Source organism: Streptomyces sp. NPDC048606, assembly GCF_040650855.1.
Classification (GTDB): Bacteria; Actinomycetota; Actinomycetes; order Streptomycetales; family Streptomycetaceae; genus Streptomyces.
In genome coordinates this window covers 104,152-125,359 of sequence record NZ_JBEZIB010000007.1, presented here as the reverse complement: position 1 = coordinate 125,359, position 21,208 = coordinate 104,152, and the positions used below count along the sequence as shown (strand labels likewise).

Genomic DNA, 21,208 nt, shown 5'->3' with positions numbered 1-21,208 from the left:
CCATGGGTCACGAGGACACCGGGGGAGTCGGGCCCGCTCCTGACGGTCCGGGCGGGGTCACCGGCCGGGCGACCGCACCGGAACGGGATCCGCAGGCCGACGCCGACCGGCTGAAGGAACGGCTGTACGCGACCATCACCATGATCTCCGTGGTGATCGGCCTGTCCGTCGCGGAGCACGCCACCGCCCCCGGAGCCGCGGCCACGGTGCTGACGACCGCGGTCGGACTGTGGCTCGCGACGCTCGTCGCCGACGGCCAGGCCCACCGGGTGGTGCACGGACGGTTCGGCTCCGGCCGGGAACTGCGCCGCATGCTGTGGGTGAGCAGCCCCCTGCTGCTGTCGGCGATCGGCCCGTTGATCCTGATCGGCTCCGCGGGGCTCGGGGTGATGTACCTGACCACCGCGCTGTACGCGGCGGCGGGGGTGAGCGTGGCGAGCCTGTTCGGCTGGGGCTGGTACGGCGGCGTCCGGATGGGCGGCGGCGCCCCGATCGCCCTGCTGGCGGGCGCCCTCGACGCGGGCATCGGCTTGGCCGTGGCCCTGGTCAAGGCGGCCGCAGGCCACTGAGGGAGGGACCGGGCCGCACGGCCGGTCCCTCCCTCGGTGGTGGTGCCTCGGTGGTGCTGCCTCAGCGCGCGGCGCCGAAGTTCTGCGTCCAGTAGTTGTTCGGCTGGGCGAGACCGATGCCGATCTCCTTGTAGGAGCAGTCGAGGATGTTCCGCTTGTGGCCGGGGCTGTTCATCCAGCCCTGCATGACCTGCTCGGGGCTGCTGTACCCGTAGGCGACGTTCTCGCCGTAGGTGCGCCAGGTGTAGCCGGCGCGGGTGATGCGCTGTCCCGGGTCGGAGCCGTCGGAGCCGGTGTGGGACATGTTGCCGTTCGCCGCCATGTCCGCGCTGTGGTCCTGGGCGGCCTTGGTGAGCTTCGCGTTCACGGTGAGCGCGGGGCAGCCGACGGCGGCGCGTTCCTGGTTGACGAGTTCGAGGATCCGGGCCGCCGCCTCGGAGGCCGGGGCGTCGGCCGCGGGTGCCTCGGCGGCGGGTGCCTCGGAAGCCGGTGCCTCGGGGGCGGGCGCCTCGCCGGCGGGCTCGGCGGGCGCGGGAGCGGCCTGCGGCTGCTCGGCGACCGGCGCCGGGGGACGCACGTCCTCGGTCGGCGGTCGCTCGGGGGAGGTGTGCGCGACGGGCGCCGCGTCGGCCCGCGGCCCGTTGTCGCCCTGCGGGGAGGGGCCGTCCTGCGGCGCCGTGTCCGCCGTGTCGGGGAAGCCCGGGGCGCCCACGGGAGCGTCCTGCCAGGAGAGGCTCTCCTGCCGGCTCACGTTCCGCGTCGGACCCGTGTCCTGCGGGCCGAGGCACGCCATGGCGGCCGTGGGCAGGCCCACGATGCTCAGGGCGCCAACGGCGATGGCTATTTTCCTATGGTGCGTTTTCTTGCGGTGCTTCCTCATGCGTGACCTCATTCGGTGATCGCGAAGCCCCCGGCGTCCGACCTGCCTGGGGCGCCGGAGTGCGGCCATTCTTAGAAGGCCGACGGTGACCTGGCAAGTTCCGGATTTCGGCCGGATCCGAATTCCTCGACGCGGCTTGAATCGGCCGGAAGATCGTGCATGGCGTCGCCCGGGAGGGCGTGGCCGACCGCTGATGCGGCACCAGAATCAGCCGTGACCAGTCCGATTGGGGAGGCGGGATCCGAAGGTCACGATTCCGTTTCCAGCCGTGAGGGGAATGTCAAGCCCAAAGCGGACAAGTAACGAAATGTCGACCGGCTTTCGTGGCCTCCGAACCGCATGGTTGCTCGAACCCGCCGTGACTCATGTCACGGAACCGCACCGGCGGGATCGCGCCGGGCCGTGGATCATCCCGCCGGCCCTCGGAGCCGCGCGCAAACGCGTGCGCGACGAACAGGATTGCGCTCCGACGTGCCCGCGGACCGGCGGTCGAGCACTTTCACAGATATTTGACGATTGGACTTGTCGTGCGGGCTGACGGCGCACGGGGAGAGCTGCCACGATGATCCCCGTGTCGCGAAAGCGCCGGTAGTGCGCGGCGCGCGTACGCATCGCACTCCGGCGGCCCTCCATCGGAAAAGGGCGGATTCGATATGAGCGCTTCATCCTCCACGGCGTGCTTAGGCGGTGGCCAGGACGTGGGGACGGACGATCCGGTGCGGCTCTACTACAGCCGCAAGACCCTGGACATCCTGCACAAGTACGGCCCCGGCCCACGCGTCCACTTCCACCTCGGCCTGTTCCCCGGCGGGTACCGCCCGCCGACGAACGTCCCCCAGGACCTGCTCAGGCGGCGGATCACCGAGGCGCAGGAGGCGATAGTCGAGTACGCAGCCCGCTCCTGGGGCGCGTACGAGAGGCCCCCGCGCCGTCTGCTCGACATCGGCTGCGGACTCGGCGGCGGCTCCCTGTACTGGGCGCAGGAACACGGCGCGTACGTCACCGGTCTGACCATAGCCCCCGAACACATCCCGATCGTGCGGGAGTTCGCCGGGCGGGCGGGGGTCTCCCGCCAGGTCGTCCCGATCCTGCGGGACGTCCACGACCTGCGTGAGCAGAAGGCCTACGACGCCGCCTACGCCAACGAGAGCAGCGGCTACACCGACCGCGCGAGACTCTTCGAGGTCGTCGCCGAAGCCCTTCTGCCGGGCGGCTGGTTCGGGATCCAGGAACACTTCCTGTGCGAACCGCAATGGCGGGGCTTCATCGACCGCTACTACAGAACACGACTCGGCACCCGCAAGGAGTACCTGAGCGCCGCCGAGGCCGCCGGCTTCGAACTGGTACGGGACGAGGACGTCACCGACGGGGTCGCGGAGTTCTGGACCCAGTCCACGGCGTGGAACACCGCCGAACTCGAACGCCTCCAGGCGGGCGGCGAAGCGGTCGGCGGCTGGAGCCGCGAACGGCTGCGGGAATCGACGCGGACCCAGAGCCGCCTCCTGGCCCTGTGGCGCGACCACGCCGTGGAGACCCGGCTGCTCTGCTTCCGGCTCAGGGGATGAGGACCAGCGCATGAGTGACGAGACGACCGACACAGTGACCGACACGACCGGCGAGACGACCGGGCCGCCGGCGCGGCCCTCGCGCCTCGGCCCACGACTGCCCGCCTTCTTCTGCCCCATCGAACGCGACGCCGTCCACCCCGAGGCGAAGAGCGTCGAAGCCCGCGCCGTCGCCTGGCTGGACGCGTTCGACATCTACCCCGACCCCGTCGAGCGCGCCTGGGGGCTGGCCACCCACAGCGCCGACTTCTCCTGCCGCATCGTCCCGCGCGGGGACCCGGAGGCCCTCCTCCTGTTCGTCGAGTGGAACTACTGGGCGAACGCCGTCGACGACTGGCAGGACTCGGGCGCCGACGAGGTCTCCACGGCCGCCGTCACCGAACACGGCGCCCGCCTGCTCCGCACCATGGAGAACCCCGGAGCCGGCCTGCTGCCCGACGGCCCCATGACCCGTGCGCTCCAGGACCTCCTGGAGCGCACCCACGCCCTGCTCACCCCGTACGAACTGCGCCGCTTCCTGGAAGGGACCCGCGACTGGCTGCTCGGCGCGGCCTGGCAGTCGGCGCAGGCCGAGCACCGCAGGATGCCCGACCTGAACGACTTCGCCGCCCTGGGAGCCCTGGCCAACGGCACGCGCTTCTCCCTCACCTGGTCCGACGTCGCCGGCGGCGTACGCCTGCCCCCGGACGTCCTCCACGCCCCCGCCCTCCAGGCCCTGACCGACGCCGCCGGCTTCGTCGTCAGCGCCGACAACGACCTCTTCTCCTACGACAAGGACGACCACGTCGAACCCCGGGAGGTGAACCTCGTCAACGTCATCGCCCACCGGGAAGGACGCACACCGGCCGAGGCCGTCCCCCTCGCGGTCGCCCTGCGCGACCGGGTGATGGGCCTGTTCCTGCGCCTGCGCGAGCAGCTGGCCGCGGGCGCGGACGAGGCCCTGACCCGGCACCTCGAGGGGCTCGGTCACTACGTTGCCGGCTCCCTCGCCTGGCAGAACCGCGCTCCGCGCTACGCCTCCCCCCGCAACCGCCACGCGCTGCCCGTCGAGGGGGCGCGGTTCGACATCCGGTACGCCGACGCGCCGAGCGATCCCGAACAGGGCCCGCCCCCGCTGCCGGCCCTCGCCGGCTGGTGGGCGCACCTGCGGGAGTGAACGCGGGCGGGGCCCCGACCGACCGCCGTCGGGGCCCCGCACCACACGCGCGCCGTCGCGCCTGCCGGGCGACCGGACCTCAGCGCAGCCGCAACAGCCTGCGCCACCACGACGCCCGCCGCGGCCGGACCACCGCGACGGGCGGCGCGGCCGGCGGAGCGAGCGGCGGTTGCGCCGGGATCGCCGGCTGCGGCGGGTGCGCCGGATGCCCGGCGGGCTGCTCGGGCCGCTCGTACGGCGTGCGCACCGGCCGCGGCGTGAAGCGCACCGGCAGCGCCAACAGGTGCCGTGACATCAGCGTGCCCCGCCAGCGCAACTCCTCGGAGTCCACGGCCAGCTGGATGTCGGGCAGCCGGTCGAGGAGCACCTCGATCCCGGTGTCCGCGATGGCCCGCCCGATGTCCTGTCCCGGGCACTCGTGCGGCCCGCTGCTGAACGCCAGGTGCGAGCGGTTCCCGCGGACCGAGGTCTCGGGGGTCGGCCGGATCTGCGGGTCCACGTTCCCCGCCGCCAGACCGAGCAGCATCATGTCCCCGGCCTTGATCTCCCGGCCGCCGAGCACGGTGTCACCCGTCGCCCACCGCCCGATGACCGTGTTGATCGGCGGATCGTCCCACAGCACCTGCTCGATGGCGTCCGGCAGGGTCATGTGGCCGCCCGACAGGCTGGCACGGAACCGCTTGTCCGTCAGCACGGTGCGCAGGGTGTTCGCGATCAGGTTCGCCGTGGTCTCGTAGGCCGCGATCAGCACGACCCGCAGGTGCATGAGCACCTCGGTGTCGGTCAGCTGCGCCGAGTGCTCCAGCAGCCACGAGGCCAGGTCGTGCGCCGGCTCCGCCTTCCGCTGCGCCACCAACTGCTCCAGCGTGGAGGTGACGTAACGGTCGCTCGCCAGGGCCGTCTCCGTGCCCTGCAACATGTCCCGAGCCGCCTTCACCAGGCGCGGCCCGTGCTCGTCGGGAGCCCCCACCAGCTGCGTCATCACGAGCATCGGCAACTCGTCGGAGAAGGCGGCCACCAGGTCGGCGTAGCCGTCGCCGGCCATCCGGTCCACGAGCTGGTTGGCGAAGCGCGTCACGTACCGGCGGATGCCGCGCCGGTCGAAGCGGTTGAGGGACTCCACCACCGCGCCGCGCAACCGCTCGTGGACGGGCCCGTCGGTGAAGTTGCACACGGGCACCCAGGACACCATCGGACCGAGCGGGGTGTCCGCCGGCACCCGACCCTCCCGCAGGTCGCGCCAGCCGCGCGGGTCACGGGCGAACCGCGTCGAGGTGCGCGCCACGTCGAGGTTCTCGCGGTGCCCGAGCACCAGCCACGCGGGCAGGTCCCCGCTGACGAGGACGGGCGCCACCGGTCCGTACTCGGCGCGGAGCTTCTCGTAGAGGCCCATCGGATCGGCCTCCGCCTCCGGGCCGTGGAGCCGGTACGCGCCCGACGCGAAGCCCGCGCCGTGGGCGGGGCACCCGGGCGGCGGGGTGGGGTTGGTGGTCACAGTGCCTCCGGGGTCGCGGCCTGCGCGTGCAGGTATCGCATGAGGGTCAGCAGGACGTCGCGGCACGAGTCCCGCCTGCGCGCGTCGCAGGCGAGGATGGGTACCGCGGGGGGCAGGTCGAGGGCCTCGCGGAGTTCCTCGACGGGGTGATGGGGGGAGTCGGGGAAGGAGTTGACCGCCACGACGAAGGGCACGCCCCGCTCCTCCAGGCGGCCGATGACGTCGAAGCTGATCTCCAACCGGCGGGTGTCGAGGAGCACGACCGCACCGAGCGCGCCCTCGAACAGGCCCCGCCACAGGAACCAGAACCGCTCCTGCCCGGGCGTGCCGAACAGGTACAGGACCAGTTCGTCGTTGATGCTGATGCGGCCGAAGTCCATGGCCACGGTGGTCGTGGTCTTGCGGGAGACCCCGCGGGTGTCGTCGACCCCGATGCCGGCCCTGGTCATCGTCTCCTCGGTGGTGAGCGGTTTGATCTCGCTCACCGCGCCGACCATCGTCGTCTTCCCGACGCCGAAGCCGCCCACGATGACGATCTTCACGGCGGCCGTCACCGACTGGGGGAGCACGTCCGCGCTCCGCGGCCCCACGGCCGTGTCAGAGCTTCTGAAGTCCATTGATCACTGCCTCGATCAGAGCGACGTCGGGTAGCTGGGCGGCGGGGACGGGCGGGCGCACCTGGACGTGCCGCGCGGCCACCATGTCCCCGACCAGCACGGTGACCGCGCTCACGGGCAGCGCGGCGTACGCGGCGATCTCGGCCACCGACAACGGAGAGCGGCACAGCCGCAGGATCACCGCGTGCTCGGGCTGCATCTCCGGTCGGGCGGTCGCCTTGGCGACGACCAGGGTCACGAGGTCGAGCTGGGTGGAGACGGACGGTCCGCTGCGGCCGCCGGTGATGACGTACAGCCGCTCGGGGCCGCCGTCCTCCCAGGTCGCGGGCGGTTCACTCACGCGGGGTACCCGTCGTGCCGGGGCGGAGTGCTCAGGTGCTCTCCGAGCCGGCTCACGAGGTCGCGCATCCGGGAGCCCATCAGCCCGGCGTCGACGCCCTCGTCGGCGAGGACCGCGAGGTAGGAGCCGTCACCGGCGGCCATCAGGTAGAAGAATCCGCCGTCCATCTCGATGACGACCAGACGCATCCGGCCGTTGGAATGCGGCAGTTCGCCGGCGACCGCCCCGGCCAGGCTCTGGAGTCCCGCGCAGGCCGCCGCCAGCCGGTCGGCCGTGTCGGTGTCCGCCCCGTGCTGCGCCACGCACAGCCCGTCGGCCGACAGGACGACCACGTGCCGGGTCTGTGGCACCCCGGCGGCCAGGTCCTTGAGCATCCAGTCCATGCTGCTGGTTCGCTGTGTCATCATCGCTTAGGTCCCTTTGATCGCAGTGCCCGACGTGTCCCCGGTGTCCTCGCCGTCCTGACCGGAGGCACCGGACAGCCCGCTGTGGAAGGCCTCCAGCCACATGCCGGGCGCGGTCTCCGCCGGGGCGGACGCCTGCGGCGCGGCCAGGGGGAAGGGGTCGGGGGTGGTGGCACGGTTCTTCCGGCGCCGCTGCGGCAGCCCGGTGGCGGTGATTCCGGCGACCTGGGCGGTCTCCTCGACGGAGGACGCGTCCCAACCGGAGAGGGGCGCCGGCACGGGCGCGGGACGGGAGACGGCCGCCGCGACCGACTGCTCGGCGGGGTGTTCCCGGGCGGCGGGGGCGGCCCGGGGGCCCGACGAGGAGCCGATGCCGTGCGCGAGGCCCGTCGCGGCCGAGGCCGTGGTGATCAGGTGCTGGGGGACGATGACCACGGCGCGGACGCCGCCGTACGCGGACGAGCGCAGGGACACCTGGAGCCCGTACGACTGGGCGAGGCGTCCGACGACCGCGAGACCGAGGCGGGGCGTCTCGCCGACGTCGTTGAGGTCGATGCCGTTCTGTGCCTGGGCGAGCATGTCCTCGGCCCGCCGGCGGGCCTCCTCGCTCATGCTCAGGCCGCCGTCCTCGATCTCCACGGCGATGCCCGACTGCACCTCGACGGCCGTCAGGTGGACCCGGGTGTGCGGGGGCGAGTAGCGGGTGGCGTTGTCCAGCAGCTCGGCGAGGGCGTGGATCAGCGGCTCCACGACGGGCCCGATGACCGCCACCTCGGCCACCGAGTGCAGCTCCACGCGCTGGTAGTCGATGATGCGCGACATCGCGCCGCGCAGCACGCTGTACAGGGTGACGGCCCGGCTCCACTGGCGCCCCGGACGGGCCCCGCCCAGTACGGAGATGGAGTCCGCGAGCCGGCCGACGAGGGCCGTGCCGTGGTCCAGGCGCAGCAGGTCGCCGAACACGTCCGGGTTGCGGCCGTGGCGGTCCTCCATGTCGCGCAGTTCCTGCGCCTGCTGGTGGACGATCGCCTGGACGCGGCGGGCGATGTTGACGAAGGCGCGCTGCGCCGAGTCGCGCAGGCTCTCCTCGTTGTCGACGGCGTCCACGACGCGGGCCAGGACCGCCTGGAGCGCCATCCTGAAGCGGGGGGTGACCGCCGGGTCGTCGCCCCAGCGGTGGCCCGGACCGCCGCGTCCGCCCAGGGAGTTGAGGACCTCCTCGGGCAACTCGCCCTTGCGCAGCCGCTCGATGGCCTCGCCGAGCACCACCTCCGCGAGGCGTACGACCTCCTGCTCCTGTCGGACCAGGGCGTGGCGGTAGGCGGCGATCTCGGCGTCCCGGGCGGCCACGGCGCGGCCGCGGCGTACGGCTTCGAGGAGGGCGGCGCCCGTGCAGGCGGCCGCGACGGCGATCCAGACGGTGCGCGGTCCGCCGGCGGCGGAGAGGAGGGCTCCGGCCAGGCAGGCGGCGGCCACGACCGCGATCACGGGCAGCGTCCAGTCTATTCCCGCACCGTGGCGGGCGGATTCTGGTGGGGACTCTTGTTGCGCCATCAAGTTCCTCGAAGCGTCGAAAGAGGCGATCTTATGACCGGTCGGCGGGAGCATAACCGCGCCCAAAACCCCGGACGGGCAATTCCGTCGGAGTTCATCGGACCGGAGGATCGCATACGCGCCAAGGGATCCGTCGCGTGGTTCCGGTTGACCGGCGGGATATTCGCTCGCCTGTTTCAAAGCCGAGGTGAGGGGCTCGTGGGCTTCTTCTCGCGCCCGGGAATTCGAACGAATTTCACGAACGATTTCGGCCGTTCCTTCGGGTGGGGGAGAGAGTGGGGCGAATCGGCCCCAACTCCCCTTTCCGACACGGGAGCCCCCGGGGAGGTCCGGTACGCCCCGGGCGGATCCCACTCCCCACCCGCCCCGGCGGCCCCCGTCCGGGCCGGGGCGCCCGATAATCCCTCGACACCGACGGCGGCGATCGGGGACGCTTCGCCCGATGACCAGAACAGACGACACGCCGCCCGCGTGGGACGAGCGCACCCAGCTCACCACGTTCCTCGACTACACCCGTGACACCGCCCGCGCCAAGTGCGACGGCGTCTCCGCGGAGAACGCCCGCAAGGCCCTCCTGCCGGGCTCACCGCTGATGACCCTGAGCGGAGTGATCAACCACCTCCGCTGGGTCGAGTACTACTGGTTCCAGGTGGTCTTCCTCGGAGAGGCGGACCAGGGCCCCTGGACCGAGGAGGACCCCGACCGCGAGATGCGGATCGCCGTCGACTTCCCGCTCGCACGGCTGCTCGACGAATACGCCGAACAGAGCGCCCGCTACCGCGAACTGGTCGCCGGGCACGCACTGGAGGACCGGGCCGAACGCCCCGTCCGCGGCGGCCTCCACGTCGACCTGCGCTGGATCCTCCTCCACCTCACCGAGGAGACGGCCCGCCACAACGGCCACCTGGACATCCTGCGCGAGATGCTCGACGGCACGACAGGCCCTAGGGCCCGTCGTCGAACTCCCGCCTGTCCGGCGAGCGACGACGGGAGTTCGACGCCAGGCCCCGGGGCGGGGACCGCCCTGCGCGAACGGATTCAGCGGGCCGCCGGTGACGGGCGGACGATCACCTCGTTCACGTCCACCCGCGCCGGCTGGGACACCGCGTAGGCGATCGCGTCCGCGACCGCCGAGGCCGCGAGCGCCACCGCGCGGTACGCCACCATCGCCCTGCGGGCCGTCGAATCGCCGATGTGGTCGGCCAGTTCGGACTCCGTCACGCCCGGGGAGACGACCGTGACCCGGATGTCCCCCGCGGACTCCTGGCGCAGTCCTTCGGAGATCGCCCGGACGGCGAACTTCGTCGCGCAGTACACCGCGGCCGTCGGCGAGACCTCGTGGGCGCCGACGGAGGCGATGTTCACCACGTGGCCGCCGCCCTGGGCGCGCATCACGGGCAGGGCGGCGGCGATCCCGTGCAGGACGCCGCGCACGTTGACGTCGATCATCGTGTCCCACTCGTCGGTCCTGAGCGCCGCCAGCGGCGAAAGGGGCATCACCCCCGCGTTGTTGACGAGGACGTCGAGCCGGCCGAACGCCGAGCGGGCCCGTGCGACGAAGGCCCGTACGTCCGCCGCGTCCGTGACGTCGAGGCGCTGGAAGACGGCCGTGCCGCCCGCCGCGCCGATCCGCGCCGCCAGCCGCTCCAGGCGGTCCTCGCGGCGGGCGCCGAGCAGGACCCGGTGCCCGTCCGCGGCCAGCCGCAGCGCCGTCGCCTCCCCGATGCCGCTGCTCGCGCCGGTGATCGCGATCGTCTTGACGGTGTCGTGCGCCGTGTCGGTGGTGTCGTGCGTCATGTTCCTCATCCCCTCGGTGGCGGACCGGCCGCCCCGGGGCGGGGCGACCGTCACGCCGGGAAGCCTCGCCGTCCCCGCGGACCGCGACCAGGACGGGTGTTGCCGGGGCATGACGCACCCAGGCGGCGCCGCGCCCCCCGCCCTAGCCTGGGTCGGTGACCAGCAACGAACTCGGCGACTTCCTGCGCGCCCACCGCGCCCGCCTGCGACCCGGCCCGGCCGGACTGCCCTCCTGGGGACGCCGCCGCGTGCCGGGCCTGCGCAGGGAGGAGGTCGCCGTCCTGGCCGGAGTGAACACCGACTACTACGCCCGCCTGGAACAGGGACGCGAACGCAACCCCTCCCCCCAGGTCGTCGAGGCCCTGTGCGGCGCGCTGCGCATGGACGACGACGCCCGCGACCACCTCTACCGCCTGGCCCACGCCGTACCCGCCGGCCCCCGGCCCGGACCGCGCGAGACGACCGACGCCGCGCTGCGCCGACTCCTCGACGGCTACGCGACCACACCGGCCTTCGTCCTGGGGCCCGCCCTGGACCTCCTGGCCCTCAACCCCCTGGCCAGGGCGCTGTTCTCACCGTTCGAGAGGGCGGACAACCTCGCCCGCATGACCTTCCTCGACCCCGCCGCCCGCACCTTCCACACCCCGTGGCAGCGGGCGGCCGAAGCCACCGCGGCCGCCCTGCGCCAGGCCACCGGCCTCGACCCGCACTACCCGCGGCTGCGGGAACTCGTGGCGGCCCTGCGGGAGTCGTGCCCGGAGTTCGCCGCCCTCTGGGACGCGCAGATCGTCCGGGCCAAGACGGGCGCCGACAAGGAGATCCACCATCCCGAGGTGGGCCGCCTGTCGCTGACCTACCAGACCTTCGACGTACGCGGCGCCCCGGGCCAACAGCTCGTGATCTACCACGCCGAACCCGGTGGCCGCAGCGCCCACGCCCTCACCCTGCTGGGCAGCCTCGACGCGACCCGCCGCCGGGCCGCCGGCGCCGACCGCTGAGCCGGGACGTACGCCCACCGCACTTCTTACACGGTTTTGCCGTCGCTCTTGCGCGGCCGTGCGGCACGCCCCGCACCGTGGTGTTCGCGGTCGACGACACGGGAGTCGACACGCGCACCACACGACGAGGGGCGAGGAGCGGGCATGGCACAGGTGAACGGGATCCGACGGGCGGCGATGGCTGTGGGGGTGGTCGCGCTGCTGGCCTCGGCCCTGCCGGCCGCGACGGCCTCGGCGACCCCCGCCAGACCCCTCGTCACGGCTTCGACGACGGCGGTCGCACGGGCCGCCGCCCCCGAGGACGGCCTCCCGGGAATCTCCGCGCGCCCGGCGTCCGGGGTCGAGGGCCGGCCCGCGTGGTGCCCGCCGGTGGAGGGTCACCGCGTGGACTGCTCCACCGTGAGGCGACCGATGGTGGCCGACCGACCCGACCTCGGCACCATCGAGGTGGCCTACGCGGTCGTACGCCACCGCGCCGCCGGACCGGCCAAGGGCACCGTCGCCGTCAACCCGGGCGGCCCCGGCGAGGTGGCCGTCGACCGCGCCGAGCACTTCACCGGCGCCCTGAACGACCTGCTCGACGACCACGACCTGCTGCTCGTCGACCCCCGGGGCACCGGCCGCTCGCAGCGGATGCCCTGCGGGCTCACCGACGCCGAGTACCGCTTCGGGACCCGCGAACAGCAGCGCGACGCGGTGGCCCGCTGCGCCCGCGAACTCGGCCCCCGGGCGCGGGCGTACACCTCGGCGGCCACGGCCGACGACATCGACGCCGTCCGGGCGCGCCTCGGCGTCCCGAAGCTCACGCTCTACGGGCTCTCGTACGGCACCTACCTCATGCCGGTCTACGCGAGCCGCCACCCCGAGCGGGTCCGCTCGATCGTCCTGTCGGGGGCCTACCCGCTGGCCTTCGACCCGCTGGGCCGCCCCGGCGCGCAGGCCGTCTCCCTGGCCCTGCACCGCGTCTGCGGGCGCGCGGTCCCCGCGCCCGGCGACGGGCGACCCGCCTGCGACGGCGACCGCGCCGTCCGCGACCTCGCCACCGCGGCCTCCCGCCTGCGGGCCCGGCCCCTCGACGTGGAGGTGCCCGGCGAGGCCGGCGCGGCCCCGCGCCGCCTGCTCCTCACCGAGGGCAAGCTCGCCAACCTCGCCTACGAGGCCGCCAGTCGGGGCGTCGGCGCGGACCCGACCGCCGCCGGGCTCCTCGGTGACCTCCCGCACGCCCTGAACCGCTTCGCGCACGGGGACACGGGCCCGCTGCTGCGGCTGGTCCGCGAGGACTACGCCGGAGCCTCCGCCGAGGACCAGGCCCCGTACGTGGCCGTCGTCTGCAACGACTACCGCAAGGCCTGGTCGGTCGACGCCTCCCCGGCCGAGCGCCGGCGGCAGTACCGCGCCGCCCTCGACGCCGCCCGACCCGGCGCGTTCGGCGCGTTCGGCGCGCGCGGCTACCTGGAGGGACCGACCGACGGCGGCGACGTGTGCCTCGGCTGGCCCCGGGAGAGCACCGAGCGACCGCAGCCCACGCACCCCCGACTGCCCGACGTGCCCGTCCTCGTGCTCTCCGGCGACCTCGACGCCAACACCCCCGACGCCAACGGCCGCGCGGCGGCCCGGCAGTTCCGCGACAGCCGGTTCCTGTCCGCCGCGAACGTGGGGCACGTGCCGGAGCTGGAACCGAGCGGCTGCGTGACCGGCGTGTCCACCCGCTTCATCCGCACCGGCCGCACCGGCGACACCTCGTGCCTCGGCGCCCTCCCGCCGATCGCGGTGAAGCCGGTCCGCCCCTGACCCGGCCGCCCGACCGGCCCTCCTGATCCGCCGGCCCGACCCGGCCGCCCCCGACCCCGCCCGCCCCGTGCCGATCCGACGATCGGACGGGTGCCGGTCGGGGTCCGGGCCGCACACGCGCCAGGATGATCACATGACAGACGTGATCACGCCCCGCCGCACGGTCCTGGTCGTCGAGGACGACCCCGGCGTACGCAGCACCCTCGACCAACTCCTGCGCTTCGAGGGCTACCGCGTCCTCCAGGCCCCCGACGGGCTCGCGGCGCTGGCCCTGCTCGACCACGAGGAACCGGACCTGGCCCTGGTCGACGTGGTCATGCCGGGCATGGACGGCCTGGCCCTGTGCCGGACCCTGCGCCGGCGCGGGGAGCGGCTCCCGCTGCTGGTCCTCACGGCCCGTGACCAGATCGGCGACCGCGTGGCCGGTCTGGACGCGGGGGCCGACGACTACCTGGCCAAGCCGTTCGCCACCGAGGAACTCCTCGCCCGCATCCGCGCCTTGCTGCGCCGCTCCGAGGCCCCGGCCGCCGCCGGCGCCGACGAACTCCTCACGGTGGCGGACCTGACGCTGGACCGGGCCACCCGCGAGGTCCGGCGCGGGGCGCGGCCGCTGGACCTGACGAAGACCGAGTTCGACGTGCTGGAACTCCTGTTGGGCCACCCGGGGGTGGTCCTGACCCGCACCCGGATCTACGAAAGGATATGGGGATTCGACTTCGACACCACCTCCCGCTCCCTCGACGTGTACATCGGCTACCTGAGGCGCAAGACGGAGGAGTGCGGCTCACCGAGGCTCATCCACACCGTGCGCAACGTCGGCTTCACGATCCGGCCGGCCTGATGCTCCGTACGAAGATCATGTGCGTGGTCGTGGCGGCCGCCGCGTTCGCCATCGCCCTCTCCGCCTTCCTGTCGTTCCGCAACGTCAGCGAGGTGGTCGCCGACGAGCTGGAACGCGGCCTGGTGGACCGCGCCGACACCGTCGTCGCCCTCCTCGACGCGGGGCGCGTCCCGCCCGTCCGACCCGACACCACGGAGCAGATCGTGCGCCCCGACGGCAGCGCGGAGCGGGTCGGACCACCGACCGCGAGCCCGGCCGCCCCGCTGCCCGTGGCCCCGGCCGCCCTGGAGGTGGCCCGGACCGGCTCCGGGAGCAGCCGGGAGGACGTCGTCGTCGACGGCGCCGAGTACGGCGTCCTCACCCGACCGCTGCCCGCCGGTGGCGCCGTGATGGTCGCGCAGAGCTACGAGGGAGCCGTCCGCCTCGAAGAGGTGTTCCTGTGGCGGATCACCTGGACCACCGCCGCCGCCATCGGCGTCGCGGCGCTCCTGAGCCGGCTCGCCCTCGGCCGGATCCTGCGCCCCGTGGGCCGGCTCGTACGGGCCACCCGCACCATCACCACCACCCAGGACCTCTCCACCCCGCTGCCGCCCGCCGGAGGCGACGAGATCGGCCAACTCACCGACAGCTTCGACGCCATGCTGCGGGCGCTGCGCCGCTCCCGCGCCCAGCAGCAGCGGCTCGTCCAGGACGCCGGGCACGAACTGCGCACCCCGCTCACCTCGGTGCGCGGCAGCGCCGAACTCCTGCAACGGGCCCGGGGACGGCTCGGCCCCGAGGACGAGGAGCAGATCCTCGCCACCCTCGTCACCGAGACCGTCGCCCTCGACGACCTCGTACGGGAACTGGTCGAACTGGCCACCGACCGCTACACGGGGGAGGAGCCCGGGACGGTCGACCTGACCGGCGCGGCCGAGGACGCCGCCCGACGGTGGCGACAGCGCACCGGCCGCACCGTCACCGTGACCGGCGCCGACGGCCCGGTCCTCGTCCGGGCCCGCTCGCGGGCGCTGCAACGCTGCGTGGACAACCTGTTGAGCAACGCGGCCAAGTTCAGCCCGGCCGGTACGCCCGTCACCGTCCACGTCGCGGACGGACGGCTGTCGGTGCGCGACCACGGGCCCGGGATCCCCCCGGGCGAGGAACGGGCCGTCTTCGACCGCTTCCACCGCGGCGCCGGCACGCAGGGCACGGCCGGATCCGGCCTCGGCCTCGCGATCGTCCACGACCTGGTCACCGCCGACGGGGGGACGGTCTTCGCCCGCGCCGTCCCGGACGGAGGGGCGGAGGTGGGCTTCCACCTGCCGACGCACACCCCGGATCGCTGAGCCGCCGGCCCGCGGTACTGCGGGCCGCGGCGGGTCTCAGAGCCCTCGCGGCAGCCCGATGAGCGGGGTGCGGACCGGCGTGGCCAGACCGACGAACACGACCAACTGACGCCCGCCGGGATTGGTCTGGATCGGGACCAGCTCCCAGTTGTTGGTCAGCCACACGTTGCCCGACGGGTCGACCTGCACGGCGGTGTTGCGCACCAGCCCGTCGAACCCGTAGCCGGCGTCGGCGGGGGAGATCGGCTGCCCCGTCCGGTGCCCCGGCGGGCAGGCCTCGGTCCGCACCCCGCACAGTCGCGTCACGCGCTGCCCGGAGAAGTCGGCCACCCACACCGTGTCGGAGCCGTCCACGGCGATCCCCCACGGCAGCGTCAGGCTCCCGGCGGTGAACGCGCGCGGCGCCGGCGGCCCGTCCGGTTCGATCAGCGTCACCGAGGCTCCGTCCGCCGGCGGGCCGCCCGCCGGGCCCACGGCGTCCGCCAACTGCTGTGAGGTCCCGTCCTCACAGGGCACCGGCACGGCCCCGCTGTTCGACACCCACTGGTTGCCCCGGCTGTCCGAGGCGATCCCGAGCGGGCGCCTGAGCCCGCCGCCGGTCACCGTCCGCTCCAGCGTCCCGTCCGGGGCGAACACGGCCACGCTGTCGCTGCCGTTGCCCGTCACCCACGCCCGGCCCCGTCCGTCCAGCGACACCCCGAACGGCTTCACCAGCGCGCCGCCGCCGACCGGCAGGTTCCGGGCCCGCTCCGGGTGCCCGACGGGAACCCGCGTGACGCTGCGGCTCCCGCAGTTCGCCACCCACAGCGTGCCGTCCCGTCCGGACAGCGCCCCCTGCGGCTGTACGAAGTCGCCCCGGCGCAGGCCCTGCGGAGGGGACAGGGCCCGGCCCCGCGCGTCGAACCGCGAGACGCTGCGGAACAGCGGGTCCGGGTCCAGCGGGCACCCCTGTCCCTGGAAGCCGAAGTTCGTCGCCCACAGGTCGCCGGTGGGGTCGAAGGCCACCCCGTAGCCGGCGCCGTAGAGGCCTCCGCCGGAATAGGGGGCGCCGGCGGCGTCCCGGCCGTCGGGGCGCAGGCGCAGGAGCTGCCTGCCGCCGCACACCGGATCGCGGGGGTCCGCGCCGTAGGTGTAGTTGTTGACGACCCAGGCGTCCCCGGCGCGGTCGAAGGCGATGTTCCCGGGCCCGTCCAGTTCCCTGCCGTTGCCCTCGTAGCGCAGGGCGAGCGTCCACGCCGCCGGGGCCCGGTCCAGCGCGGGCCCGTACGCCGGGTGGCGGCGCGCCAGGGCGAAGACCCGCTCGGGCCGCGTTCCCGGCGCGCGGGCGATGTCCGCCACCGCCTGGAGGGTGTCGCGGGGCCGCTCGCCGCCCGGGACGCGGGCCGCGTCGAACAACTCCGTACAGCCGCGCCGCGTCGTCGTGCACGCGGCGACCGCGTCGGCCAGCGAGTTGAACGTGCGCAGGGTCGACGTCAGCGCGCCGTTGGGCGGGGCCGCGAGGAAGGGGGAGATCCCGCCGGTGGTGACGTCCGCCAGGTTGTGCGCCACGGAGGCGGCGTTGCGGGGGCCGGGCCACGGGCCGGCGAAGCCGCCCTCCCGCGTGAACTGGGCCAGGGCGAACCCGGCCGCCACCGTCGTCCGCTCCGTGACGGTCACCGCCCGCTCCGCGCCGCGCGGCGCACCGGTCAGCATCGCCGCGAACCGCACGGGCAGCGGCTCCGGGACGCGGGCGTCGGCCCGCCCCCGCGTCGGGCGGGCGTCCGCCGTCAGGTACAGCACCGCGCCCGGCGAGCGGGGCGGCGCGTACGCCACGTCGAAGCGGCCCCTGCCGTCGGTGCGGCCCGTGCCGAGCCGGCGCGGACGCTCGCCGAAGCGGGTGCCCGCCTCGTACACGGTGACCTCGGCGTCCGCGAGCGGCCCGTCCGCGCCCCGGACCACGCCGCGCCGGTGGGCCTCGCCGGGGCCCTCGTCGCCGCCCGGCCGGGGGTCGCCCGAGGCCGCCCCCGCCCCGACGGCGAGGGCCGCCGCGACCAGCGCGGCCGACCACGCCCACGACCCACGACGTCCCCGGCGCATCCCCATCCGCACAGCGCTTCCTCCCGACCGCAGCACACGTTCGGGCCAGCGTCACACCGTCGCGGGCGTCCGCGGCCGATCCCCGCCGTACGGGCGGCCCCCGAACCGCCCGTACGGCCCTGCCCGGGGCGCGGGCGGGGCCGTAGGCGTGCGTGTGCGGGTGCGCGCTCGCGCTAGGCGGCGGTCCGGTGCGCGGTGACCAGCAGGTACTCCCACTCCATGGCCCCGCCGTCGAGGTGTCGGGCGGCCAGGTCCGCGAGGGCCCCGTCCAGTTCGGCCACCCGCTCGGGGTCCTCGGCGATGGCGCGGTACGTCGCGATGGTCGGCCCGTAGCACTCCTTGAAGTACTCGCGGAACTCCTCGGGGCGCTCGAACCGGTCGACGCGCAGCATCCGCCGGTCGGCGTCGACGTCGGTGACCCGGTCGCCGAGCAGGGTGTGCACGTGCTCCGGGTCGCCCCACAGCGGCGGGGGCTGGGCCCCGGGCGGCGGCGGGGGAGCGTAGGGGCGCATCGTCTTGAACATCTGCCCGATGAATCCCTCGGGGGTCCAGTTGATCAGCCCGATGGTCCCGCCCGGGCGGCAGACCCGCACCAGCTCGTCGGCGGCGGGCTGGTGGTGGGGGGCGAACATGACGCCGACGCAGGACATCACCGTGTCGAACTCACCGTCCTCGAAAGGCAGCGACTCGGCGTCCGCCTCGCGCCACTCCAGCCGCGCGCCGCGCTCCTCGGCGAGCCGCCGTCCGACCTCCATCAGCTCGGGGGTGAGGTCGGAGGCGATGACGTCGGCGCCCAGGGCGGCGGCGGGGATGGCCGCGTTCCCGGAGCCGGCCGCGACGTCGAGGACCCGGTCCCCGCGCCGGACGTTGCACTCCCGCACCAGTACGTCGCCCAGTTCCGCGACGACGTTCGAGGCCACGGACGGATAGTCGCCCAGGGCCCACATCGCCCGGTGTTTGGCCTTCAGGGCGTGGTCGGCCCGGTCCGCTTCGCTCGCCTCGGTCATGACGCAGTCCTCCGCTTCCCCACCGTTACGGTCCCCCCTGACGGTGCGCGGTCGCCCTTCGAGCCTAGATGTCCCCGTCCGGGGTCGCGCGCGGAGACGGGCCCGTCCCGCCGGCGGGCGCGGACACGGCCGGCGGGGGCGGACACGGCCTACGGGGGCGGACACGGCCTACGGGCGCGGCTGCGTGAGCGCTGCCCGCAGGCGGCGGGCCTCGGTGACCGTCCTGGAGGAGCCGGAGCGGGCCGCCGCGGTGGCCAGCGCGGCCGGTACGGGTCCCCTGGCTCCGCTGCGCTCCGCGCAGTCGGCGGCCACGGCCAGGACCTCGCCCGCACCCCGCACCGAGGGCAGCACCGCCGGCAGCACCTCGGCGAGGACCGCCCACACGGTGGCGTACGCCCCCGCGGCCGCCGCCGAACGGGCCGCTTCCGCGAGGCGGTTGGGCTTGACGGTCCCCAGGGCCACCATCGCGGCCAGTTCGCGGCCGAGGAGCACGACGTCGAGCTCGCCCCGGGCGGCGAGCACCAGCAGGGCCTCCACGGCCGGGGCGCGGTCGTCCGGGTACCTGCCGCCCAGCCCCGCGGCCACGGCGGCGTGCAGCCCCGGCCCGGCGGGCCCGCCGAGGCGGGCGAGGTGCGGCAGCATCCAGGAGCCCCCGTGGTCCCCGGCCGTCGCGGCCAGCGTGACGCCGGGGAGCAGCCATCCGGCCTGGGTGTCCCGGTCCTCGGGCAGCACCGCCGCCCGTATCGCGTGCCCGGCGTGCCAGTGGTAGCAGCGGGTGAAACCCTCGTGCGGCCGGTCGAGCCAGTGGAAGGCCTCCGGGAACTCCGCCGGCAGGAGGGGGCGGCGACCACTGGCGAGGACGACCTGCGGCACGGTCGTCCCCGCCCGCGTCCACGCCCGGTGCGCCCCCGGATCGGGTGCGACGACGCGGCGTACGGGGACGCCCGGCCCGCCGTCGGGGCCGAGCCAGGCGGCGAGCCGGTCGCCCTCGTCGGTCCCCAGCCGCGCGGCGGCCCGCGCCGCCGCCGGATCGGGGCGGCGCACCCGCAGCAGGGCCTGCCCGAAGTCGACGGGCCCCGGTCGGGCGCCATGGCGCCGGTACTCCGCGAGCCGTTCGACCAGCTCGGCCGCGTCCAGGGCGCCCGTGTCCCAGGTCGGCGTCGCCAGCGGGAACGGCAGGAGGTGCCCGCACAGCAGCGCGTACCCGATCTCGCGCATCCGGGCCGCGAGGACCAGCTCCAGCCCGCCCTGCGCGCACTCCTCGTGCCCCTTCGACCGACGGACGCGGTCGGGCCGCAGGCTGTACCCCGGCACCCGCGACAGCAGCGTGGCCACCACGACGTCCACCCCGGAGAGCCGGTGCGCCTCCGTCTCCTCCTCGGCGTAGCGGTGCCCCACGGCCTCCCAGAGGGCGACGACGAGGGCGACGCGGTCACGGTGCGCCTGCCGTACGAGCCCGTCGAGGACGCGCTCGAACTCCGCCACGGTGGGCGTCCAGGAGTCGAGGTGGTCCGCCGTGGCCGCGACGGTCTCGGCGAGCCCGTCCGGCGCGGCGTCGATCCGCCGTACCGGCGGCACGGTCGGGAGGATGTCCTGAGAGGCGGTGGTCCAGATCATGCCGCCACGCTAGGCGCACCCACTGACACGACGGCGGGCTCCGGCCACCCACCGGACGGTGCGGGGACCGGCGCATGAAAACGCATCGCTTTCGCACCACCGACGTGCGATTGTGGTGCGAAAGCGATGCGTCAGTGATGAGTCTGTGATGCGCCGGTGTTGCGTCGGCGAAGCCTCGCCGACGAGTCAGAGGAAAGGAAACCCCCGTGGACCAACTGCCTCCCCACCCCGATACGGAGCGCTACTCCGTGACCCTGTGCCCGCCGGCCGTGACGGTGGTGTCCGAACTCGTCGCGGCCAGTGGCGTCAGCAAGTCCGACGTCATCAACCGGGCCGTGCTCCTGCTCGGGTTCATCGAGCAGGAGCGCGCCAAGGGACACGACCTGATGATCCGTGACACCGCGGGCACCCTGGAGCGCATCCACATCATCTGAGTCCGACCGGGCCGGACCGATCAGGGTCCGGGCTCGCGCCACATGGGCCACAGGGGCGGTCCGCCGTCGGGGAGCCGGATCTCGCCACTCACGCGGAAGCCGAACCGCTCGTAGAAGGGGACGTTGGACGGCTTGCTGGACTCCAGGTAGGCGGTCTCGCCGAGCCGGTCGCAGTGGGCCAGTTGCTCCCGCAGCAGGGCGGAGCCGACGCCCGTCCCCCGGTCGGAGGGCTCGGTCCCCAGGGTCGGCAGGTACCAGTGCGGCTCCGTCGGGTGGGCGTCGTGGAGGTGGTTCTCCACGTCGGCGGCCCGGCGCAGGCCGGCCACGCCGAACACGTACGCGTAGCGCGGCAGCGTCGCCAGCTCCCGCACCGCGGCCGGCGCCCACCGGCCGGGCCCCGACCACAACGCGGCCCCCAGCAGCCGACCCCCGCCGGTGGCGGCCACCCGGACCCCGCCGGTCCGGGGCCGCTGTTGGCGCTGGAGCAACGCGAAGAAGCGGGCGATGCGGCGCTCGCGGTCGGACGGCTCGGGAAACATCCACCCCATGACCGGATCGTCCGCGAAGGCCCGGGCCAGGAGCGCGGAGATCGCGGCCGACTCGGCCCGCCGCCCGCACCTGATCCCGTAGCCCTCCCGGCCGCCCGTCGCGGGCGCTGTACGTGGGTTCATGACGTCACGGTAGACAGCGGCCCGCCGCCCGCCCCCGCCGACGGCCCGCGGACACGCCGCGGGCTCCC

19 protein-coding genes and 1 pseudogene are annotated in these 21,208 nt (G+C 74.4%); 9 read left to right on the top strand and 11 right to left on the bottom strand.

Annotated features, from left to right (window positions below; all coding sequences use genetic code 11):
• The first annotated feature begins 2 nt into the window (after positions 1-2).
• Entirely contained in the window at positions 3-569 is a 567-nt protein-coding gene (locus AB0D01_RS10025; protein ID WP_363054619.1) for a hypothetical protein, read from the top strand.
• 61 nt (positions 570-630) lie between these two features.
• Here AB0D01_RS10025 and AB0D01_RS10020 read toward each other — a convergent pair whose 3' ends face one another.
• The gene (locus AB0D01_RS10020; RefSeq protein ID WP_363054618.1) at positions 631-1,449 is read right to left on the bottom strand and encodes a CAP domain-containing protein; all 819 of its coding nucleotides are present in this window, start codon (positions 1,447-1,449) and stop codon (positions 631-633) included.
• Positions 1,450-2,147: 698 nt separating this feature from the next.
• Here AB0D01_RS10020 and AB0D01_RS10015 point away from each other — a divergent pair.
• A complete protein-coding gene (locus AB0D01_RS10015) occupies positions 2,148-3,014 on the top strand; it encodes a methyltransferase domain-containing protein (RefSeq protein ID WP_363054617.1) in 867 nt (288 codons plus the stop codon).
• Between the two features lie 10 nt (positions 3,015-3,024).
• The gene (locus tag AB0D01_RS10010) at positions 3,025-4,170 is read left to right on the top strand and encodes a hypothetical protein (protein WP_363054616.1); all 1,146 of its coding nucleotides are present in this window, start codon (positions 3,025-3,027) and stop codon (positions 4,168-4,170) included.
• Positions 4,171-4,249: 79 nt separating this feature from the next.
• Here the strand turns inward: AB0D01_RS10010 and AB0D01_RS10005 are convergent, their stop codons facing one another.
• Genes AB0D01_RS10005 through AB0D01_RS09985 form a run of 5 tightly spaced genes read right to left on the bottom strand, consistent with a single transcriptional unit; the run spans position 4,250 to position 8,580 of the window.
• Positions 4,250-5,665 (bottom strand): cytochrome P450, encoded by a 1,416-nt coding sequence (locus AB0D01_RS10005; protein WP_363054615.1) that lies wholly within the window; start codon positions 5,663-5,665, stop codon positions 4,250-4,252.
• A complete protein-coding gene (locus AB0D01_RS10000) occupies positions 5,662-6,282 on the bottom strand; it encodes an ATP/GTP-binding protein (RefSeq protein ID WP_363054614.1) in 621 nt (206 codons plus the stop codon). Before AB0D01_RS10000 ends, AB0D01_RS10005 begins: the two co-directional genes overlap by 4 nt.
• Complete coding sequence (locus tag AB0D01_RS09995; RefSeq protein ID WP_363054613.1) at positions 6,263-6,622, bottom strand: DUF742 domain-containing protein; 360 nt, start codon at positions 6,620-6,622, stop codon at positions 6,263-6,265. The genes AB0D01_RS10000 and AB0D01_RS09995 overlap by 20 nt, the downstream gene beginning before the upstream one ends.
• Positions 6,619-7,026, bottom strand: a complete 408-nt coding sequence (locus AB0D01_RS09990; RefSeq protein WP_363054751.1) for a roadblock/LC7 domain-containing protein — start codon at positions 7,024-7,026, stop codon at positions 6,619-6,621. Before AB0D01_RS09990 ends, AB0D01_RS09995 begins: the two co-directional genes overlap by 4 nt.
• A 6-nt stretch (positions 7,027-7,032) precedes the next feature.
• Positions 7,033-8,580 carry an ATP-binding protein gene (locus AB0D01_RS09985; RefSeq protein WP_363054612.1) on the bottom strand — a complete coding sequence of 516 codons (1,548 nt, stop codon included), beginning with the start codon at positions 8,578-8,580 and terminating at the stop codon, positions 7,033-7,035.
• Positions 8,581-9,022: 442 nt separating this feature from the next.
• Between AB0D01_RS09985 and AB0D01_RS09980 the strand changes: the two are divergent.
• Positions 9,023-9,523: pseudogene (locus AB0D01_RS09980) on the top strand (DinB family protein); the annotation flags it as partial.
• Positions 9,524-9,618: 95 nt separating this feature from the next.
• On the opposite strand, the gene AB0D01_RS09975 reads toward AB0D01_RS09980, so the two are convergent.
• Complete coding sequence (locus tag AB0D01_RS09975) at positions 9,619-10,377, bottom strand: SDR family oxidoreductase (RefSeq protein ID WP_363054611.1); 759 nt, start codon at positions 10,375-10,377, stop codon at positions 9,619-9,621.
• Positions 10,378-10,532: 155 nt separating this feature from the next.
• On the opposite strand from AB0D01_RS09975, the gene AB0D01_RS09970 reads away from it, so the two are divergent.
• The 4 genes from AB0D01_RS09970 (at position 10,533) to AB0D01_RS09955 (ending at position 15,335) form a co-directional block, all read left to right on the top strand.
• Entirely contained in the window at positions 10,533-11,375 is an 843-nt protein-coding gene (locus AB0D01_RS09970; RefSeq protein WP_363054610.1) for a helix-turn-helix transcriptional regulator, read from the top strand.
• A gap of 144 nt (positions 11,376-11,519) precedes the next feature.
• On the top strand, positions 11,520-13,166 hold the full coding sequence (locus tag AB0D01_RS09965) for an alpha/beta hydrolase (protein WP_363054609.1): 1,647 nt from the start codon (positions 11,520-11,522) through the stop codon (positions 13,164-13,166).
• A 133-nt stretch (positions 13,167-13,299) separates the two neighbouring features.
• Positions 13,300-14,007 carry a response regulator transcription factor gene (locus tag AB0D01_RS09960; protein WP_363054608.1) on the top strand — a complete coding sequence of 236 codons (708 nt, stop codon included), beginning with the start codon at positions 13,300-13,302 and terminating at the stop codon, positions 14,005-14,007.
• Positions 14,007-15,335: a HAMP domain-containing sensor histidine kinase gene (locus tag AB0D01_RS09955; RefSeq protein ID WP_363054607.1), complete on the top strand. Its 1,329-nt coding sequence runs from the start codon at positions 14,007-14,009 to the stop codon at positions 15,333-15,335. The genes AB0D01_RS09960 and AB0D01_RS09955 overlap by 1 nt, the downstream gene beginning before the upstream one ends.
• A gap of 36 nt (positions 15,336-15,371) precedes the next feature.
• On the opposite strand, the gene AB0D01_RS09950 is transcribed toward AB0D01_RS09955, so the two are convergent.
• The 3 genes from AB0D01_RS09950 to AB0D01_RS09940 form a co-directional block, all read right to left on the bottom strand.
• Positions 15,372-17,417, bottom strand: a complete 2,046-nt coding sequence (locus tag AB0D01_RS09950; protein ID WP_363054606.1) for a hypothetical protein — start codon at positions 17,415-17,417, stop codon at positions 15,372-15,374.
• A 167-nt stretch (positions 17,418-17,584) separates the two neighbouring features.
• Positions 17,585-18,418, bottom strand: coding sequence for a class I SAM-dependent methyltransferase (locus AB0D01_RS09945; RefSeq protein ID WP_363054605.1), 834 nt, complete (start codon positions 18,416-18,418; stop codon positions 17,585-17,587).
• A 168-nt stretch (positions 18,419-18,586) separates the two neighbouring features.
• Complete coding sequence (locus AB0D01_RS09940) at positions 18,587-20,035, bottom strand: DUF6493 family protein (RefSeq protein ID WP_363054604.1); 1,449 nt, start codon at positions 20,033-20,035, stop codon at positions 18,587-18,589.
• Between the two features lie 206 nt (positions 20,036-20,241).
• On the opposite strand from AB0D01_RS09940, the gene AB0D01_RS09935 reads away from it, so the two are divergent.
• A complete protein-coding gene (locus tag AB0D01_RS09935; protein ID WP_363054603.1) occupies positions 20,242-20,469 on the top strand; it encodes a hypothetical protein in 228 nt (75 codons plus the stop codon).
• A 20-nt stretch (positions 20,470-20,489) separates the two neighbouring features.
• Here AB0D01_RS09935 and AB0D01_RS09930 read toward each other — a convergent pair whose 3' ends face one another.
• A complete protein-coding gene (locus tag AB0D01_RS09930) occupies positions 20,490-21,140 on the bottom strand; it encodes a GNAT family N-acetyltransferase (protein ID WP_363054602.1) in 651 nt (216 codons plus the stop codon).
• Positions 21,141-21,208: the final 68 nt, after the last annotated feature.

Excerpts from the sequence above, each read along its gene's own strand:
- AB0D01_RS09940 (WP_363054604.1), bottom strand. The coding sequence starts at position 20,035 with ATGATCTGGACCACCGCCTCTCAGGACATCCTCCCGACCGTGCCGCCG.
- AB0D01_RS09975 (WP_363054611.1), bottom strand. The coding sequence starts at position 10,377 with ATGACGCACGACACCACCGACACGGCGCACGACACCGTCAAGACGATC.
- AB0D01_RS10010 (WP_363054616.1), top strand. The coding sequence starts at position 3,025 with ATGAGTGACGAGACGACCGACACAGTGACCGACACGACCGGCGAGACG.
- AB0D01_RS09930 (WP_363054602.1), bottom strand. The coding sequence starts at position 21,140 with ATGAACCCACGTACAGCGCCCGCGACGGGCGGCCGGGAGGGCTACGGG.
- AB0D01_RS09955 (WP_363054607.1), top strand. The coding sequence starts at position 14,007 with ATGCTCCGTACGAAGATCATGTGCGTGGTCGTGGCGGCCGCCGCGTTC.
- AB0D01_RS09945 (WP_363054605.1), bottom strand. The coding sequence starts at position 18,418 with ATGACCGAGGCGAGCGAAGCGGACCGGGCCGACCACGCCCTGAAGGCC.
- AB0D01_RS09950 (WP_363054606.1), bottom strand. The coding sequence starts at position 17,417 with ATGGGGATGCGCCGGGGACGTCGTGGGTCGTGGGCGTGGTCGGCCGCG.
- AB0D01_RS10020 (WP_363054618.1), bottom strand. The coding sequence starts at position 1,449 with ATGAGGAAGCACCGCAAGAAAACGCACCATAGGAAAATAGCCATCGCC.
- AB0D01_RS09960 (WP_363054608.1), top strand. The coding sequence starts at position 13,300 with ATGACAGACGTGATCACGCCCCGCCGCACGGTCCTGGTCGTCGAGGAC.
- AB0D01_RS10025 (WP_363054619.1), top strand. The coding sequence starts at position 3 with ATGGGTCACGAGGACACCGGGGGAGTCGGGCCCGCTCCTGACGGTCCG.
- AB0D01_RS09990 (WP_363054751.1), bottom strand. The coding sequence starts at position 7,026 with ATGACACAGCGAACCAGCAGCATGGACTGGATGCTCAAGGACCTGGCC.
- AB0D01_RS09985 (WP_363054612.1), bottom strand. The coding sequence starts at position 8,580 with ATGGCGCAACAAGAGTCCCCACCAGAATCCGCCCGCCACGGTGCGGGA.
- AB0D01_RS09965 (WP_363054609.1), top strand. The coding sequence starts at position 11,520 with ATGGCACAGGTGAACGGGATCCGACGGGCGGCGATGGCTGTGGGGGTG.
- AB0D01_RS10000 (WP_363054614.1), bottom strand. The coding sequence starts at position 6,282 with ATGGACTTCAGAAGCTCTGACACGGCCGTGGGGCCGCGGAGCGCGGAC.